Here is a 17,812-nt window from a genome sequence, read left to right on the forward strand (position 1 = left end):
AGAGAACGAAGGAGTGGTCGATGATTCAGATAATGATGAAAGATTATCTGACGTAAAGGTGGCTAAATTAGCATCTAAGGAAGCAGAAAAAGTGGAGGATGATCAATAAAAAAGTAGTGAATAGGGGAGCTCGTGTGTCAAATATTTTATTAGGTATAAGTGGTAGTATTGCAGCATATAAATCAGCTCTTTTAGCCCGTCAATTAACACAACAGGGACATGTCGTGCGTACGGTGTTAACTTCTGCAGCACAAAAGTTTGTGACTCCATTGACGATTGAAGCTTTAACGAAGCAACCTGTTTTGGTTACACCAGGACCGGTTAGTTCCCCTTTTATACATATTGATTGGATTAAATGGGCCGATATTTTTTTAATTGCCCCTGCGACAGCGAATATCATTGCAGCTATGTCACATGGTATGGCTTCAGATATGATAGCGACATTTTTTTTGGCTGCAGGAGAAACGCCTACGTTAATTGCTCCGGCTATGAATCCGGATATGTATTCCCACCCCCTTGTTTTAGCTAATTGTCAAAAATTACGCGATATTGGGGTGATTATTTTGGATCCTGACGAAGGTGAAACAGCTTGTGCGCAGTATGGAAAAGGTCGTTTTCCTGAGCCAGAGAAGATCGTATCTTTTGTAGATCGTTTTTTGCATTATAATGATGATCGACATAACAATGATCAATATACGGATGCTAAATTTAAGGATAAAAAAGTGCTTATTACAGCTGGACCTACTATAGAACCATTAGATCCAATGCGTTACATCTCCAATCGCTCTTCTGGAAAAATGGGCTATGCGATTGCGCAAGCGTCTAAATCTGCTGGAGCGGAAGTTATTTTGATCAGTGGTCCTGTGGCATTAACGCCACCACCTGATATAACGTTAATTAGTGTAGAAACAGCTTCAGAGATGTTTCAAGCAGTTCTTAAATATTTTCGTGATGTTGACGTTATTATTTTAAACGCTGCCGTAGCCGATTTTTCCCCGGCTAAGTTTGAGGAGACTAAAATAGCTAAGGCTGATTATGGTTTTTCGCTTAAATTAAATCCAACAAAAGATATTGCTGCTTTTGTTGGAGAAAATAGCTTAGATCACCAATTTGTTTTGGGTTTTGCTGCAGAAACAGGTGCTCTGGATCCTTATAAATTACAAGCTAAAAGAAAACTTAAAAAATTAGATGCTATTGCTTTTAATCGCATAGATAAGCCCGACGAGGGTTTTGATAGTATGTATAATCGTTTGGTTTTATATCAAGACCAAGGTGAAGCGATATCTTTTCCTAAGATGTCTAAGTCTATGTTGGCCCATAAATTAATAGATTGGATTGGGGAACAGTTATGACTCTTTTGGTTGATGTCGTTGTGCTAGGTGTTAGTAAGGTAATCGATCAATTTTTTTCATATATTGTACCAAAATCATTGCATATTGATTTAAAGATTGGCTCAAGTGTGAAAGTTCCTTTCCAAAGACGTATGTACCAAGGTTTTGTTTTTCGGATAGCATGTATTGATGAAACTAAGCGTTATAAACAAATTGACCAATTGTTACATCCAGTACCTATTTTAACTAAGGAGCTTTTAGGTCTTGCTTCATACATGGCTAAAAATTATTTTTGTACCGTTAGCCATGCTTTAGAAACGATTGTACCTGTAGCTGTACGTGGTAAAATTGAACGCCGTTTATGTAAGGGTAATCTTGAACATTCCTTACTTCATTTAGCGATAGCACCTTTGTTTGTTGACGGGCAAAAAAAAAAGCTTTTCGGGAAGCTGAGGTACTCGCTTTACCTGGTGTGGATAAAAAGTTGCTTAAAACGTTGTTGGAATCTGGTGTTTTAGTCTATGAAGATCATATAACTAAAACAGAAACTGTTGCAGAGATGGTTGTACACACTGGTTTAACCGATACCCAGCTTGAGGAAGCTTTAGCGATGATTCCGGAAAATGCGAATAAACAACGTCAAGTTTTGCGTTATTTTATTGATCATTGCAAACCGGTGGTTTTAAAAAAATTATATCAAGATTTAGGACCTGTAAGTCCTGTTATACAAAGATTGGTACATAAAGGATTGTTTTTTCTAAAGGAAGAAACAGCTAGTCATATGACAAAAGCACCTGATCGACCACTTATGCCTGATCAAGCTGTAGCTTGGTGTTCGATTAAAGCCGCTTTAGACCAAGCTAAATATCAAACATTACTTTTACAAGGAGTTACAGGTAGTGGCAAAACTGAATTATATATTCGGGCGATTTTAACTAGTTTGCATTATGATAAACAAGCTATCATGCTTGTACCAGAGATCGCTTTAGCTGCACAGATGATTAAGCAATTAAAAATATATTTTGGTGATCATGTTGTACTTTGGCATAGTGGGTTAACACCACGTGAAAAAGTAGCTATCTGGCATCGTTTGCTTGAACAAAAAATATCTGTTGTTATTGGTGCTCGTTCAGCAATTTTCTTACCTTTTAAAAATTTGGGTATGATTATTATTGATGAAGAGCATGAAGAAACATATAGTCAGACAGAAAGACCTGCTTATAGTACTGTTGTCATGGCTAATTATCGTGCTCGGTATCATCAATGTCCGCTTTTACTTGGTTCTGCTACACCGTCTTTAACGACTTATTGTTTAGCTAAAAAAAAAATTTATCAACATTTGCATTTAAACGAACGGATCTATCAAAGGCCATTACCACCTGTACATATTGTAGATATGCGTGAAGAATTACTGAGTGGACCATTGCAAATTTTTAGTCGTGCGTTGCATGATGATTTAAAAATATGTCTTGAACAAGGTAACCAAGCTATTTTATTTGTGAATAGGCGTGGTTTTGCTACTTGTGTCCTATGTCGTGATTGTGGACAAGCGCTTAAATGCGAACATTGCGATGTTTCTTTAACATATCATGTATCGGCACCACCTAAACTAAGATGTCACTATTGCGGTTATCATACATTGCTTTTAACGACATGTCCTCATTGTGCTGGTACTGAGCTTAAACCATTGGGCTTAGGTACACAAAAAGTTGAAGAAGCGGTTAAGTTGCTTTTTCCAACCGCTAATGTTTTGCGTATGGATGTTGATACAACGAGAAAAAAGGGTTCACATGAAAAGATTTTAACCACTTTTGCCCAAGGTAAAGCAGATTTATTAATTGGTACACAGATGATTGCCAAAGGTCTCGATTTTCCCCGTTTAACCTTAGTGGGGGTGGTTTTAGCGGATACGATGCTTCATTTACCCCATTTTCGTTCTGCTGAGCGCACTTTTCAAATGATTGTCCAAGTCAGTGGTCGTGCAGGACGTCATGGTGATGGCAAAGTGATTATTCAGACATATCATCCCGAGAACTATAGTTTGAAAATGGCTGCCAAACACAACATTCCTGTTTTTTATCATCAAGAGCTGAAGCTGAGAAAGATGCATCATTATCCACCGTTTTGCATTCTGGGGACGATTTTAATTAGTCATATACAACGTGATCAACTGGTCACATATGCGACTAAATTGACCGATGTTTTAAAGAGTACACTTAATATGATCCAAGATTTTGAAATATGGGGACCTGCCATGGCGCCTGTACCTAAAGTTGCTGATCGATATCGCATGCAGGTTGTAGTTAAATTCCCTGTATGTTTAGATAAATATCAAAAAACAGTTACCTTATTAAGAGCTTTTGTTTTACGTAAAACTGATCCTCAATTACGTTTTTTTGTATCTTTTAATGGGTCAGAAATTATCCTCGTAAAGGAAGATCAAAGTGACGATACTTTCAATTGTTAACCATCCATCTTTGCTGTTAAAACAAAAAGCCTATCCTGTACATAAATTTGATTCAAAGCTCAAGACGCTTTTAGAAGACATGGCGGAAACAATGCATAAAGAAGATGGAGTTGGATTAGCTGCTCCACAAATCGGTATTCAAAAAAGGGCGATTATTGTCCTTGATCATAATGATAAATTGTACGAGATGATCAATCCTAGCATCACCACTTTTTCTGATCAAAAGAGCGACGACGTTGAAGGTTGCTTATCTGTACCTGGATTGTTAGGTAAAGTAGAGCGTTCTCTAGAAGTAACAGTTAATTATCAAGATTCAGAGGGTACATACTATACTATCCAAGCTAAAGATTTTTTGGCGCGCGTTATTCAACATGAAATAGATCATCTAGATGGCATTTTGTTTATTGATCGTGCTATGGAAATTTATAATAAAGATGATTTACTGAAGAATGAAGACAAAAAGAAAGCGAAAAAGACAAAGAAGTGATAAGTAAGCTAAAGATAATAAATGAAGAGGTAAAGTGATGGACAAATACCGGATTATTTTCATGGGGACGCCTGTTTTTGCGCAGACGATTTTAGCCACTTTGCTTAAGCAAGGATATGATATTGTTTCCGTTGTAACACAACCAGATAAAGCGGTGGGAAGGAAGCGTCATTTAACGCCTTCACCTGTTAAGCAATTAGCTTTAGAGCATAAATTGCCTGTTTTACAGCCTGATAAGATCAAATCTCTTGAAGACGATCTTAAACAATTGGCGCCATCATTAATTATCACAGCGGCATACGGACAGTTTGTACCACAAAGTATTTTAGATCTTCCGCATTATGGTTGCCTTAATATTCATGCATCGCTTTTACCAAAATATCGTGGTGGTGCGCCTATTCATTGGTCGATTATTAATGGAGAAAAAATGACAGGTATAACTATTATGAAGATGGTTAAACAGATGGATGCTGGTGACATGTTAATGCAGCGTAGGGAATTGATTAGTGATACAGATAATGTAGGGACGATGTATGAAAAACTTGCTCGTTTAGGTTCTAATATGTTACTAGATCTTTTACCCATGTGGTTTTCTGGTCGACTGCAGCCTGTGCCTCAAGATAACCATTATGCAACATATGCACCTAATCTTAGGCGTGTTGATGAAGAGCTTTGTCTAAATTATAAATCTGCAAAACAATTATTTAATCATATCCGTGGACTTTCTCCCTGGCCTGGTGCTTTTTTTTATTTAGCTGATGGTTCGATTTGTAAAGTATGGGAGGCAACTTATCGTTATGTAACGCAGACGCCGTCGGGTATTATAGGTACAATTTCGGCCATCGATCATGAACAAGGTATCATTTGGTTATTTACCAAAGAAGGTGAACTAGGCTTAAAATCGATACAAGTAGCGGGTAAAAAACAGACTTCTATCAAACAATGGCTTCTTGGACAGCGTGATTTATGGGTTGGTAAAATGTTTTTTCATGAAGGGAATAATAAATGAAGGTACGTCAAGTGGCATTAAATTTGATCAAGAGGGTTGAAGAAGAAGGAGCTTATGCTAATCTTCTCCTTTTATACTTATATAAATATAAATTACCGTTAGCGCCAGATGAGCATCTTGTCACCAAAATCGTATATGGCTATCTACAGAACAGAGGTACATTAGATCAGATGCTTGATGTTTTGCTAACACAGCGTACATCTTTGCCTGAGGTTACACAATATATTTTACGTTTAAGCATGTATCAGCTATATTACTTAGATCGCATTCCCGCCTATGCAATTGTTGATACGGCGGTTGAGTTAACCAAAAAACAAGGTTTTGCTGGTTTTGCTAAATTAGTTAATGGTGTTTTAAGAAATGCCATTCGCAAAACAGAGCAGTTAACAGTGCTTAAAGAAGATATTAAGATCTCCTTACCATCATGGATGTTTAATTATTTAACGCGTATGTTTGAACATGAACAAGCTTTAGCTATGGCAAAATATTGGTTACAGGTACCTAGATTGAGTATCCGTTTAAATACTCTTAAAACAACTAAAGATGCTTTTTTAGCACAAACACAGGATAAATTTATTAGTTCATCTTTAACTAAAGAAGGTTTTTACTTATCTTCCAATTTATCAAATGATACAGCTTTCTCTTATATACAACAAGGTATATGTGTGGCCCAAGATGATAGTTCAATGTTAGTTACGGATGTTTTAGATCCACAACCTGGGCAAAATATTTTAGATGCCTGCGCTGCCCCGGGAGGTAAGACAGGACATATTGCACAGAGGATGCAAGATCAGGGTAGCTTAATGGCATACGATTATAAAGAACCACGTATTGCTTTATTACAAGAAACTAAAAAACGTTTAAACATATCATGTATGCAAACTAAACTACAAGATCTTTTACTGACTACAGAAGAAAAAATCTATGATAGCGTCTTATTAGATGCACCATGTTCAGGATTAGGTGTGTTAGGTCGCAAACCGGAAATTAAATGGCGCATAAGCAAAAGAGAAATTTTACGTCTATCAGCTTTGCAAAAAAAATTACTTGAAGCAGCAGCAAGATTAACAAAACATCGATTAGTATATGCCGTATGTACGTGGACAAAAGAAGAAACATTAGAACAAGTTGCATATTTCATGGAACATTGCACAGATTTTATACCAGAAGAGCAAATGCACGATAGATTACCATCAGAATTACACACAAAAATGCCAAAAGGTATAAATTGGCTACAAATTTTACCTGGATATGCCCATAATGACGGCATGTTTATTGCCTCCTGGATTAGAAAGTAATATCGATAATTTATATATTATGAATTTATAATTATTAATTTATATATATAATTTTAAAGAAATTTTATTTTTATATTAGTCATTTCCCTTTTTAATGAAAAAATAAAAAAATATAAAAATAATAAGTGCTATGCGATTAAAAGCTTAGCACTTATTATTTTTATCTAGTTTATTATGACCACTATCATATATTTTTTCGTGTAATTTATGCATAATAACACTCTATAATAATTTTTAATATTACAAATAATTATATATAATATTTAAAAAATTTTATTTTTATAATTAAAAAAATGATTTATGTTTTTAACCAAAAATTATTTTTTAATATTTATCGAAGATATTGGAATTTGTAGACAAGTTACGGCTACCTATAAACTAAAAGTATACAATTGCTTATTTTTGCACATTTTTTAAAACTTTAAACAACAAAAATAACAAATGAGTATATTCTTGATTAATTAATCATTTAATAGTATAATTACAATTACTTTGATACTGATGCAAACATAATTAGTCATTTGAGTACTTATGATGACTTTTACACACTTTTTTGCTTTAAAAGTATATAAATTCTTATGTATTTTTAAGCCTAGAGTGGAGTTTGTTTAAATCAGTACCAAAGAAGGGCGATAAATATAGACATAGATAATTTATTGCTTAAGCTATAAAAATATTGAAAATAATAAAAAGATTCAAAAAATATTTAGATGGAAAATTTAGCACAAAAACACCCTATTTTTGACTGGGTGTTTTTGTGCTAGATTTTATAAAAAGTTACCTAAATGATCTTAAAAAAATAAATTATTTAGGTAACTTTGGATAGATAGAATCATATAGTTTGCTCAATTTATTAGTCGGATCTAATGATAATAGCATTTTTTTCCTCATTATAAATTCCTGAAGCATCATTTTTTGTACGGGACTTTTCCAAGAATACTAATATATCCGATTAGTAAAGATTATGGGTATTTATTATCAATTTTAAAATTTTATTAAAAAAGCTTAAAATAAACAATAAAGCTGCCTTTTATATATTTTTTAAGATATATAAATACTAATGTTTGAATTATTTGGATATTAATAATTATATATAAAAATGCATATATTTTACTAATAGTTTTAAGTTTATGATAAAAAATAAGTTTATATAAAATAACTTTATACCCTTCTAATATTTTTAAATTTGATATATATTACTATAAAATTTGATATTTAAAAGGGAGGATTAAGCCTATATGTATAAATCTAAAGTTAAATACTTAAATATGGGATATTCAAAAATAGCAGCATTTGATTAAGGTAAATTCATGTCTGCTGTCAGTGTAGATAAAATCATCTTTTAAAGAATAGTTAATAGAGTTAGGGGAATAGATTTAAAGACACATAGAAAGGGTGGAAGGCAAAATAGCCTCGACCCCGAAAATCAAGTATACTTATTTTTTAATAATTTTTTCTAGTGCTTACAAATATAATGGTTTCACAAATTTTTGATATTAGTAAAAGTGCGGTTAATAACATTATATAAAAGATACAAGGTACCTTCAAGAAAGTATTATCTAAAAGATATCCTATAAATCAGTTTGCATATTTTTCATCCCCCATATTTGGGATGGTTATCTTTGATTGTACTGAATTACGCATAGAAAGATCAAAAAAAGATAATAAAAAATATGAATCCGGCAGATCCGAAAATGAATTCTTTCCTTATATTTGAAAAAAACAGACTTTCTATAAAATTGATATTAAGGTATAACCAAATATTTTAAAAAATACATAAATTTGCCTAGAAACTATAATAAGCACTAATTATCTTGTACTTACTGAAATTAATTTACAATTTTTTACTGCATTTTCCAGAACGTACAGAAAAATGACTATATGTTATTTTTCATCTGAATTATTGTACTATTTTTAATTATTTAAAGTAATTACTTAAGCATAAAACAATCTTGTTCATTTGTGAAATTAACTAAGATGGTTTTATTAACAAAAAAAGATTAAATAACTAGTCCTTTATCATCATACGAAAATAAACCTAATAAATAAAAGTTAATATAATAATCGATATTATCTGAATTTATAGCTGTATTAATAACATTAGGTAATGATGTTAATAGATTAATACCTAAAAATAGTTTAAGCAAACTTTTATGATCTGTTAAAAACTTAATTAAATCATCATTAGATTTTATTTTTTCTGCATCTAAAGATCCAAAAAATGATTGACTTAGAATAAATGTCAATTTTCTACTTATTATATCAACATTTTTTTCGAGATGTTCCTTTAGATTATTTTTATCATCATTTTTATAATTTAAAATTTCTTTAGCTATTTTTTCTATAAAATTGTTAAATACATCACCATCTATCTGTATCATATCAGGAGATTTAAAAAATAATCCAAAATGCTCAATTTGCTTTCCATATTCTGCCCTATTTACAATTAGGGGCATGCTATCATATTTAGAAGAAAATTCAACAAAAAAATCAGCTAATTTATTATATATTCTTTTATCATGCAAAGAAATATGTTCTTTGTGAATATCATTAGAAATATCCCATTTTTTATCAAATAAAATATCTAAAAAAGCTTTTATTTTATTCGGAAATTCTTCTGATTTAATAATATCATACAATGCATCTTCTGATTCTATATTTAAATTTCTCTTTATAATAGGAACTATATATTCAATAAATTTAGATAATAAATGATCATCCGTTTTACTAAGATTTTTTAAACTTGTTCTAAATTCTTTAGAAAATATATCTAGATAGGAACGTATATTTTGAACAAATTTAACATTTGATGCTAAATTATCATCTTTTAAAACGAAATTTTTTAAACGCATCACGAAATCTGATTCAAATGAATCTAAATAATTAACAATATTTTGAGCGAATTTATGATTAAAAAGATTTAATCCTTGATCTTTTATATGTTCTCTAACTAACTTATCCATACCAGTAATTTCATCGATTTTGATATCATCATTTATATAAATATTAATTAACGATGATGCTATATCATTTAAAATATTTTTATCTGTTAATATTTTTTTGAGATTATCTCCAGATATATTATTATTTATAGAAAAAGCAGAAAAGAATTCTATACTAAGTAATTTTTCAACCATAATTTTAGATACATTAGTTTCATCCTGATTTTTGTATAAAAAATCCTTGAAGTTATAAATAAAAACACTATCTATATCTTCATTATTACGGGAAATAACTTTATCGAAAGCAAATAAAAAAGCTTTTTCCACAAATTTAAACATTTTAGATATATTATTATATTTTTCATTTTTCTTTTTATCATAATCATTTAAAAGCTTTACAAAAGAACTGTAAAGGTAATTATCTAATGGGTCATCTAAATACCATTTTTTTATATCTAAATCTTCAAATCTAACAGAATCAAAAGGGCTAGCTGATCGAGCAATTACTTTTGCAGATAATATATTTTCTTTATTATTATGTATTTTTTCATATAAAGAAAGAAATAAATAATTTATTTTATTATCATACTTGTCTGAATTAATTTTTCCTATCATAATATCAGGTCTACCTCTATTTACATCTGATAAATTATTTAAGGAGGCGGGAATTAAAATATTATCTGAGTCATCATACCGAGATCCAGATTTATTTAATTCTCTCAGATCTGTTTTTGAATACTGTAGTTTTTTACACTCTAAATCTAAATCAGGATTCTTTTCTTTTAATTTTTTTAACCGACCACAGGATCTAAAATACGCACCTACATGTTCCATACCTGAATTATCTTTCTTAATAATTTCTATCATAATTTCTTTCAGGGATTGCAAGACGAAGGTATTTTTTGAATTATTTGAAAATAATTCAAAAAATACCTTCGTTATATTCGCATCATGAACAATATGTTCGTATAATTCATTTATTGCATTTGTAAACAATTTTTCTTCACTTGGACTACTAGCCATACTAATTAAATTATTCATACTTAGTGAATTGAATAATAAACTACAAGAACTAGCTATAGAAAAAACTAAAGCAAATTTAGATAATTTAGAAAATTTATTACTATTCATAGATGCACATATCACCTTTGGATATTAAATTTTGCAATATTTGTTATATAATAACTATTACTTAGAGTTATAGATTTCATGCTTATATTTTAATTTCTATATTAAAATGTATTATGTTAGTGACCTGAACATAAAAAACCAAATTAATCATTAATATAAAAGAAAAATAATAGATAAATCAAATATAAAATATAACATACTCTTAAATACAAATTGATAATAACACGTCTATTATTTTATAGCGAATATATATTTATTATTCCTATAAAATAAAATATATTATTAATAATATTTAGATTTTAAAAAAACATCTTACATCGATTTTTTTATGCTTTTTTATATCCATATATGCGAAAGTGAATAGAATTCCTATTGCGAAATTAATATAAAAACTATTTTGATTTATTTATAATAAATTAAATATTATAAAATTAAATTTAACACTAACTATGTGTTTGGTTATTAATAAAAAACTTATTTAAATTATAATTTTATCAATATTAATAAACGATACATTAATTACCATAAAGCATACTCATATATTAAAGTATAATTTATATACTTGTGATTAAAAAAATAGTATCAGCATGTTATTATCGTATAATTACAAAAAATATTATAAAAATTTGGATTTTATTAAATATATAAAAAGTGAGGAAATCATCTGAACCTATCAATTGTTTATTTAAAAAATGGGAAGGATGATTCATAATTCAAGAAATTATTTATTGATTTATTAAATTTAAATAAATAAAGCATTGGGATTTATATACATGACTTGCCCTTAAATGGTTAGTTAATTATGTTATTTAAATACAAAAATAGCCATTATCATCGCTTTTAGTGCATTCGATTGGGTTCTCAAACTACCTTTAGATTATTTTTCTGGCAAGCTAATCATAGAAAAGTATTTTTCTGATTCTTTTGAAAAAATATAAATATTAATGATATCTTATTATATAAATTTTTTAGAATTAATAATAAATTTCTCTTTTATATATTATATTACATAATTGATAAAACAAATGATACAGTTATTATATTTAATTCATTTAATTTTATATTAATATTAAAAAGTGAAACTAATGAGGAAATTAATATTAAACAAATCAAAAAAATCCATAATTGGCATAATGAAATTATTTGCAGTATGTGGGAGTTCATATATATTTAAACCATTTTAAAATAAATTAATTGCGGCTTTTTTAAAAGCTAATCCATATAAAAATTATTAAGCATTCTTATTTTCTGAAGAACATGATTTAATGAATTAAATTATACGAGAAGGGAGTGACACGCTGGAAAACATAGAAAAAATTTATGAGTTTTTAATAAATTGATTTCCTTATGATCCCGGTATCGCTGCTGAATTACTAATATTATTTGATGATTTAATTATTAAATGGAAAATAAAAAATCCTGAATTGTTTAGAAAAGCGGCTTTTATAAATCCTTTTGAAAACTTTTAATTAAAAAATATGGTAAACATAATTTATGTCACAATTAAATTGATATTAGTATAGAATTTGACATTTTTTTAAGAATTTCATTCTCCGATTAAACCATCCGCAAAAATTTTATAACTGTACATGCAAAAAAAGCAAAAAAATGTAAATTATTAATAAAAATAATAAAATTTTATTATATTTCCAAAGTTTACAATATATTACATTTTAATATTTTACAAACAAAAATAGACATTCCGCTATCACCTGTGTAGAATGTAAGTGTTAACAAAAAACCAACAGGAGGATAGAGAATGTCTATTAATTGTAGGTTAACAAATAAATCCCATTTGGTCAAATTTTTTCGTAAATTGGGGTTAATATCCCAATTTACTTCATCTGTTTTTAATCATATTTTGCAGATTATTGATGGTATGTTGTCACAAAACTTTAACGGAACTTTGTCAGATATTCATAAAAAAAGCTTTTATAACAGGTGCCGCCAAACGATAAGCCATATGATGACTAATTCAAAATGGGATGAAAAAATACTTAGTGACGCCATAAACAATGTTTCTTATGAAGAAGTTATCAATCAAGCTAAGAGAAAAAATAAACCTTACTTTCTGATAATTGACGATACAGTATGCCATAAGACAAAGCCATCATCATTAGCTGAACACCCTATACAAGCAGCAGGTTACCATTATTCTAATCTAGATAAAAGAAGTGTATATGGTCATTCTATTGTTCAAGCTATGTTACATACAGATGGTTTAAGCTATCCTATAGAAGTTACACGTGCTAATAAAACAGAAAGTAATAAAATGGATACTGCTTGCGATATCATATCTAGTGCTCCTGAGCCAGATCACAAAGCATATGTTTGTGTAGATTCTTGGTATATTTCAAAAAAGATCATCGAAACAAGCTTAAAAAAAGGATTTCATTTTATAGGTGCATTAAGAATCGATATTGTTATTTGTCCTTTAGGCATTAAAAATCAAATAAAAATGTTTTTAAATTTTATAAAAAATAAAGATACAAAAGTTGTTACCATTAAAAAACAAAAGTATCGTGTTTATAGATATGAAGGTAATCTTAATTTTATTGACAATGCAGTTGTCCTTATTTGTCTTAAGGAAGGTCAAGATATATCTAAAGCAAAAGCTTTTATTTGCACAGATATGGAGCTAAGTAATGAAGAAATTCTAAATTATTATTCGAAAAGATGGGAAATCGAAACCTATTTTAGAACAGCTAAAAATTATCTTGCTTTACAAGGATACCAAGTCAGATCCATCAAATCTTTAGATAGATACTTAATTTTACAAATGTTTGTAGCAATGTATTGTATACATACAGGTAATGGTAATCTCCTAAAGGGATTACGTAAATATCAGGCTAAAAAAGAAGCTGATCGAATAGAAGATATGATTGATATATTAATTTCATCCCTTAAAGAGGTAATATCATATTTAGATGTTCCTACGCATATATCTGTGAAGCTTATTTTATCACGTGCCAAAAAAGGATTAAGAGCAGCACTAAGGTCCTACTGTTATCAATTTAAAGAGGTAGCCTAAATCTGCAAATACAATTAAAAAGGATAGATATGGTAAAAAAACTAAAAAAGCTAGATTTGTTTTTTGACCATTTATAAATATAATTAAATTTATTATAAAAATACAAATATATAAATTCTCTTTTTAGAGTAATTAAACATAAGGATGCTAAATTAATCTAAAAATAAAAACGATCTTTTGTATAAACAAATAATGTTCAAACTTAGATTATAATAAACTTTTTAAGTTAATTTTTGAAAATCAAAAATTATGGCCTATTTTTTTTGGCAAGTACAGTTATATATTTTTTCATATGTTTAGGTATTTATAATGTAGCTGTTTGGATAAAAATATATTTATATTTTATATTTTTTATATATTGAAATTATGTAGCGATTTATTTTGTTTTAATATTTTGATTATTTTTATATTTTGTTTTTTAGGCTAACTTTAAGATATTTATACTAGCCAATGTTGGTTGATGTTGTAAAGTTAATCTTGTTACTTCTGAGTATGGTGTGAATTCTAATGGTGAGATTGAGGGTACGATTTGTAAGGTAGAAGTGTTTTGTATTTGTATAACGATGGATGCACCTAGCCAACTGGAGGTATTATGTATTTCTTCTCCTAGTTGGTTTGTTGTGTTTTTAAAGATGAAGCTACCTAAGATGGGATCGTTGTTTTTTAAGAGTTGACATCCTGCTATATTGTGTTCATTTTCAGAATTTGTCATGATACCATAATCTATATGATAAATACCAGGTTCTAAGGTAATTGCATCAACAGCGGAGAGACTAATACCTTTACCATAAATACGGTTGAATTTATTGATGGGTATTGGATTATCGGCTGGTAAACTGATAGGTTCTGCGGCTATGAAACCAAAAGATCCTAATCCTAGAGCAAAATCGCCTTGAGGTCCACTATTCCCAGTAGGTCCTGTATTACCTTTCATGCCGTGGATGCCGGTTAAACCTGTAATTCCTTTAGATCCTTTAGGTCCTGGAGGTCCTTGAAGTCCTTGAAGTCCTCGAATTCCTACATTTCCATCTTTTCCGATTGGACCTTGTGGCCCTTGCGGACCTTGCGGACTTATTGTGGTTGTTATACCTTCAGGTCCTATCGATCCTTGTGCTCCTATTTCGCCTGTTGCACCAGTTGGACCTTGCGGACCTTGAGGACCTACGATAGAGATGCCATCAATACCGTTATTACCTATTGGCCCTATTGGTCCTTCGGATCCATACATTCCCATGTAACCTGCTGGGCCCATATCACCATTTGGACCCGTAGGACCTGTGATAAAGAAACCAGTTGGCCCTTGCGGACCTTGTAATCCCGTGGCGGAACCGATAAGGCCGGTGGGGCCAGTTGGGCCAGTTGGACCAGGTATTGAAATAGTGTTTATAACCGAACATGTTTGATCATGTAAAGCTGCATTTTTTTGTGCGGTACTTTGTAAAATTAAATTTACGCTATTACTGATTGATATTAAATCTTGTAGTGTTGGCGGTGTGGGGTTTGTAACACCTGGTAAAGTGCCCAAAATATATTGCATTTTCTCTGCTTCAGCATTTAAAAGATGGCTTAGGCCTAATTCATTCATTGCTGTCGATACTAAGATAAGATTTAGTACGTCTGATTGATTCAGAGAAATTTGAGGAGATATACCAGGTATATTAGCTTGTGACATATTTTTTATTTATCTCCTTAACTCTAATTTAAATTAAAAGATTTTTAGCCGATTTTACGTATGACAACATAAGCGTTAATAGGGTTGTGGGGTAGTGCTGTTTTTGTTGTAGCTTCTTCAAGTATTTTTTTGTTTTTATGCGGCATTACCATTTGGATAGTTGATTTTATTTGAACATCAAAAAAGCATTCTCTATTTGTGGAAAAACACTCTAAGACTTGATTATCATTTGAAGCATTTAAGTGACAGGAGAAATTATTTAATTTAACGTTTGGATTTCCGTATGTTGTTATGTTTCCTGAATTAACTTTCCAAGATATATCGTGTTCTATTTCATGAGAGGGCATTGTTTGTGAGCCCCCATAGCTAATGATATAAACACCAGGATTTAGTATAATTTGCGATTCATTATTCAATGAGACGTTATTTGAACTGAAGTTAACTTGATAATCCCAGGTAACGGTAGGTTCAAGTTTATTTTTTTCATTGATAAAAGAGGCGAAATAAGCGATATTTGGCAAGGCGGGATCGCCTTTAATACCTGCATCACCACTAGGACCATCTTGACCTTGTTCACCTTGATTACCTTGTAAACCTTGAGATCCCATGGGACCTGTATTTCCGATTGGACCTTGCGGACCTTGAGAACCTGGTATACCGGGTTCTCCCATATCACCTATAGATCCTGTCGGTCCTGTCGGTCCTGTTATAAAAATCACAGGGCCCATTTTTCCTGTAGTTCCTGTTATACCTCTTAACCCAACAGGACCAATTGCTCCCATCAGGCCAGTTGGCCCTGTGATAGATATGCCATTTATGCCTGGTAAACCTTGAGGGCCTGGTAAGCCGACAGGTCCTATATATCCTTGTGGACCACGTGGACCATCTGGTCCTTTATTACCCATTCTTCCTATAACGCTTGGTCCTGTCGGTCCAATACTTCCTTGTGGACCACCTGGTAAACCTTGAGGACCTCTTGGTCCTATGGGCCCTTTTGGACCTATTAATATACTCATAGTTTTAAATCCTTTTCTAAAAAATATGTTTAATTAAGATATATTATTTATATTATTCATTTTGTATTATTTATCATTATAGATTAATTACATTAGTTGTTGTATTAGTAATTGAAAACGCACATTATTATGTTGGTTCATACAGCTATTCGAGTTTAAAAATTTTAAATTCGTAGACGCATCTGCTGGCAGGATAATTTTCATTGATCCAATAGCACTATTGGCTTTGCTCTGGTTAGGATTACTATACGAACCATAAAATGTTCCGCCTGAGAAAGGTACATCGTTTACAATCAATTTTAATATATTGAGATTTAATTTTTTATTAGCATTTACAGGCGCTAAGTAACCTAAATTACAGAAGATAGCGTATATACCTGGATTGATCAATGTAATTGTGGTCAAATCATCTGATATCTTAAGGGCATTTGTGTACATTTTATCGATATTGTTATCAAAAGCTAGATAGTATGAATGGATGTCTTGGCTATGAGGTACTATTTTCAAACCTTGGAAAGAATTGTAAAGATTAATACTGCCAGGTGCACCAGCATTTAAACCTTTAGGGCCTATGGGACCTTTATGTCCTTCCATGCCTTTCTTGCCGCTAGCACCTATTAAGCCTTTTTCCCCTGCAGGTCCTATTAATCCCTTTGTACCTATTAATCCTTCTGGACCAGCAGGACCTTGATTACCCTTAAAACCTTTTTCGCCTTGTGGACCAATAGGGCCTGTTGGTGCAAAACCTGTTGGTCCTAGTATACCCATTATACCTTTTGGACCAATATTTCCTTTAGGACCTATTAATCCAGCAGGACCAGTAGGGCCGATAATAGTTTTGCCATCTAAACCTTTTGGACCTTGCATACCTTGCGGACCTCTTGTTCCAAAAGGTCCTTTAGGTCCTACTGGTCCTGTTGCACCAGTAGGGCCCTTAGGACCTACGGTGATTAAGATTCCTTTTTCCAATACGCTTATTCCGGGTGCGGTTGGACCAGTTATCCCTCTAGCACCTGCAGGTCCAAGTGGACCTTTTGGACCAGTAGCACCGGTTGGGCCAGTTGGACCAACAGAGACTGCATTTAGTTCTGATAAAGCACAGCCTAATTGGGAAGCAATAGATATTTCTTGACTAGCTATTGCTTTTAAGTTATTTTGAATATTTTTATTTATTGCCAGCAAATCTTGAATTGACGGGGGATTAGGATTTGTAACACCGGCTAAGGTACCGAGGACATATTGTAGTTTATAGCAATATAGAAAAACATTTTGCTCCACACCGTACGTGAAACTAGCTGCATCTATAATTTTAACTTCTTATCTTATTTTTTTATATTAAATAATCATTTTTCATAAGAATAAAAAATTATAGTTTGCATTTATACCATGCATGAGGCTTTAACCTCACACGGCATTTTGTTATTTTCT

At 31.1% G+C, this 17,812-nt stretch carries 11 protein-coding genes; 7 read left to right on the forward strand and 4 right to left on the reverse strand.

Going from position 1 to position 17,812, the window contains the following annotated elements; all coding sequences use genetic code 11:
- The first annotated feature begins 98 nt into the window (after positions 1-98).
- Genes coaBC through rsmB form a run of 6 tightly spaced genes read left to right on the forward strand, consistent with a single transcriptional unit; the run spans position 99 to position 6,592 of the window.
- Positions 99-1,352, forward strand: a complete 1,254-nt coding sequence (coaBC, locus tag VS182_RS04955) for a bifunctional phosphopantothenoylcysteine decarboxylase/phosphopantothenate--cysteine ligase CoaBC (protein WP_479492381.1) — start codon at positions 99-101, stop codon at positions 1,350-1,352.
- The gene (locus VS182_RS04960) at positions 1,349-1,849 is read left to right on the forward strand and encodes a primosomal protein N' family DNA-binding protein (RefSeq protein ID WP_479484068.1); all 501 of its coding nucleotides are present in this window, start codon (positions 1,349-1,351) and stop codon (positions 1,847-1,849) included. Before coaBC ends, VS182_RS04960 begins: the two co-directional genes overlap by 4 nt.
- Positions 1,804-3,798, forward strand: a complete 1,995-nt coding sequence (gene priA / locus VS182_RS04965) for a replication restart helicase PriA (RefSeq protein ID WP_479492382.1) — start codon at positions 1,804-1,806, stop codon at positions 3,796-3,798. The genes VS182_RS04960 and priA overlap by 46 nt, the downstream gene beginning before the upstream one ends.
- Positions 3,776-4,285 carry a peptide deformylase gene (def, locus tag VS182_RS04970; RefSeq protein WP_479492384.1) on the forward strand — a complete coding sequence of 170 codons (510 nt, stop codon included), beginning with the start codon at positions 3,776-3,778 and terminating at the stop codon, positions 4,283-4,285. The genes priA and def overlap by 23 nt, the downstream gene beginning before the upstream one ends.
- 37 nt (positions 4,286-4,322) lie before the next feature.
- On the forward strand, positions 4,323-5,294 hold the full coding sequence (gene fmt / locus VS182_RS04975) for a methionyl-tRNA formyltransferase (RefSeq protein ID WP_479484071.1): 972 nt from the start codon (positions 4,323-4,325) through the stop codon (positions 5,292-5,294).
- A complete protein-coding gene (gene rsmB / locus VS182_RS04980; RefSeq protein WP_479492385.1) occupies positions 5,291-6,592 on the forward strand; it encodes a 16S rRNA (cytosine(967)-C(5))-methyltransferase RsmB in 1,302 nt (433 codons plus the stop codon). The genes fmt and rsmB overlap by 4 nt, the downstream gene beginning before the upstream one ends.
- 2,000 nt (positions 6,593-8,592) lie before the next feature.
- On the opposite strand, the gene VS182_RS04985 is transcribed toward rsmB, so the two are convergent.
- Positions 8,593-10,665, reverse strand: coding sequence for a hypothetical protein (locus VS182_RS04985; protein WP_479492386.1), 2,073 nt, complete (start codon positions 10,663-10,665; stop codon positions 8,593-8,595).
- Between the two features lie 1,759 nt (positions 10,666-12,424).
- Between VS182_RS04985 and VS182_RS04990 the strand changes: the two genes are divergently transcribed.
- A complete protein-coding gene (locus tag VS182_RS04990; RefSeq protein WP_479492387.1) occupies positions 12,425-13,696 on the forward strand; it encodes a transposase in 1,272 nt (423 codons plus the stop codon).
- Between the two features lie 418 nt (positions 13,697-14,114).
- Here the strand turns inward: VS182_RS04990 and VS182_RS04995 are convergent, their stop codons facing one another.
- The 3 genes from VS182_RS04995 to VS182_RS05005 form a co-directional block, all read right to left on the reverse strand.
- Complete coding sequence (locus VS182_RS04995; RefSeq protein WP_479484074.1) at positions 14,115-15,368, reverse strand: alpha-helical endospore appendage domain-containing protein; 1,254 nt, start codon at positions 15,366-15,368, stop codon at positions 14,115-14,117.
- A 44-nt stretch (positions 15,369-15,412) separates the two neighbouring features.
- Complete coding sequence (locus VS182_RS05000; RefSeq protein ID WP_479484075.1) at positions 15,413-16,384, reverse strand: hypothetical protein; 972 nt, start codon at positions 16,382-16,384, stop codon at positions 15,413-15,415.
- Positions 16,385-16,471: 87 nt separating this feature from the next.
- A complete protein-coding gene (locus VS182_RS05005) occupies positions 16,472-17,662 on the reverse strand; it encodes an alpha-helical endospore appendage domain-containing protein (protein WP_479492388.1) in 1,191 nt (396 codons plus the stop codon).
- Between the last annotated feature and the right edge of the window lie 150 nt (positions 17,663-17,812).

The sequence above is a fragment of the Pasteuria ramosa genome, assembly GCF_056496785.1.

What these genes read in the sequence shown, in the direction of transcription:
- rsmB (WP_479492385.1), top strand. Translation starts at nt 5,291, where the DNA reads ATGAAGGTACGTCAAGTGGCATTAAATTTGATCAAGAGGGTTGAAGAA.
- coaBC (WP_479492381.1), top strand. Translation starts at nt 99, where the DNA reads ATGATCAATAAAAAAGTAGTGAATAGGGGAGCTCGTGTGTCAAATATT.
- VS182_RS05000 (WP_479484075.1), bottom strand. Translation starts at nt 16,384, where the DNA reads ATGAGTATATTAATAGGTCCAAAAGGGCCCATAGGACCAAGAGGTCCT.
- fmt (WP_479484071.1), top strand. Translation starts at nt 4,323, where the DNA reads ATGGACAAATACCGGATTATTTTCATGGGGACGCCTGTTTTTGCGCAG.
- VS182_RS04990 (WP_479492387.1), top strand. Translation starts at nt 12,425, where the DNA reads ATGTCTATTAATTGTAGGTTAACAAATAAATCCCATTTGGTCAAATTT.
- VS182_RS04960 (WP_479484068.1), top strand. Translation starts at nt 1,349, where the DNA reads ATGACTCTTTTGGTTGATGTCGTTGTGCTAGGTGTTAGTAAGGTAATC.
- VS182_RS04985 (WP_479492386.1), bottom strand. Translation starts at nt 10,665, where the DNA reads ATGAATAGTAATAAATTTTCTAAATTATCTAAATTTGCTTTAGTTTTT.
- VS182_RS04995 (WP_479484074.1), bottom strand. Translation starts at nt 15,368, where the DNA reads ATGTCACAAGCTAATATACCTGGTATATCTCCTCAAATTTCTCTGAAT.